We start from the raw sequence: 1,061 nt of genomic DNA, 5'->3' as shown, positions 1-1,061 counted from the left end.
GATATTATGGCAACCCGTCAGGGACAGGCCTTCCGCCTGGTCCGGATTGATTTGGAGAGATACCCAAGTGGCTATAAGGGGACCCTCTGCTAAGGGGTTAGACTGCGTAAGCGGTGCGAGGGTTCGAATCCCTCTCTCTCCGCCATCTATTATCCACTTTATATTTTGTATGGCGGCGTAGCTCAGCTGGCTAGAGCGTACGGTTCATACCCGTGAGGTCGGGGGTTCGATCCCCTCCGCCGCTACCATACATACCTGGAGGCTTAGCTCAGCTGGGAGAGCATCTGCCTTACAAGCAGAGGGTCGGGGGTTCGATCCCCTCAGCCTCCACCATATTTATCTTGTGCAGTACCTTATAACCTTGCCGGTGTAGCTCAATTGGTAGAGCAACTGACTTGTAATCAGTAGGTTGGGGGTTCAAGTCCTCTCGCCGGCACCATTTGATGAATGCGGAACCGTGGTGTAGAGGCCTAACATGCCTGCCTGTCACGCAGGAGACCGCGGGTTCGAATCCCGTCGGTTCCGCCATCCATTCAAATACTTCCAGCTATTGAAGCGGGAAATTAATTGAGCCGCTTCGTTTTGTTTTTTTAATTGAATATTGATCTGGCTCGGTAGCTCAGTCGGTAGAGCAGAGGACTGAAAATCCTCGTGTCGGCGGTTCGATTCCGTCCCGAGCCACTTTCCTGGAGGATTAGCGAAGTGGCCAAACGCAGCAGACTGTAAATCTGTTCTCGTGAGAGTTCGGTGGTTCGAATCCATCATCCTCCACCAGTTACGAGCCATTAGCTCAGTTGGTAGAGCACCTGACTTTTAATCAGGGTGTCGAAGGTTCGAGTCCTTCATGGCTCATCTTTATAAGAAGTCACCGTTTAGACGGTGGCTTTTTTTGTTGTATGGGCGTGCCCAGAGGCACGCATTATCTAGTTGGTGAAAGTCCAACCAAGAGAGGGGCCAAGCCACTCTTGTAGCTAGGATGCTTACGCATGGCGAAATCTGTGTGTAAAAGCGCATCGACAAAAGTACCGGCCAGAGGCCGGGCGAGCAACAACCCAGGCCGT

8 tRNA genes are annotated in these 1,061 nt (G+C 52.2%); all 8 read left to right on the top strand.

The annotated features are described in order from the left end of the window. Window positions 1-53 precede the first annotated feature (53 nt). The 8 genes from ACE6ED_RS29145 (at window position 54) to ACE6ED_RS29110 (ending at window position 852) form a co-directional block, all read left to right on the top strand. Window positions 54-145, top strand: a tRNA-Ser gene (locus ACE6ED_RS29145). Between the two features lie 26 nt (window positions 146-171). Then, window positions 172-248, top strand: a tRNA-Met gene (locus ACE6ED_RS29140). A 9-nt stretch (window positions 249-257) separates the two neighbouring features. Next, window positions 258-333 (top strand) — tRNA-Val (locus ACE6ED_RS29135). 30 nt (window positions 334-363) lie between these two features. After that, window positions 364-439, top strand: a tRNA-Thr gene (locus tag ACE6ED_RS29130). A gap of 12 nt (window positions 440-451) precedes the next feature. Continuing rightward, a tRNA-Asp gene (locus ACE6ED_RS29125) sits at window positions 452-528 on the top strand. An 80-nt stretch (window positions 529-608) separates the two neighbouring features. Continuing rightward, window positions 609-681, top strand: a tRNA-Phe gene (locus ACE6ED_RS29120). A gap of 7 nt (window positions 682-688) precedes the next feature. Next, window positions 689-774 (top strand) — tRNA-Tyr (locus ACE6ED_RS29115). A 5-nt stretch (window positions 775-779) separates the two neighbouring features. Further along, a tRNA-Lys gene (locus ACE6ED_RS29110) sits at window positions 780-852 on the top strand. Window positions 853-1,061 lie beyond the last annotated feature (209 nt).

The sequence above is a fragment of the Paenibacillus nanchangensis genome, assembly GCF_046543445.1.
Taxonomy (GTDB): Bacteria; Bacillota; Bacilli; order Paenibacillales; family Paenibacillaceae; genus Paenibacillus_AQ; species Paenibacillus_AQ nanchangensis.
This window is presented reverse-complemented; position numbering and strand designations above follow the sequence as displayed.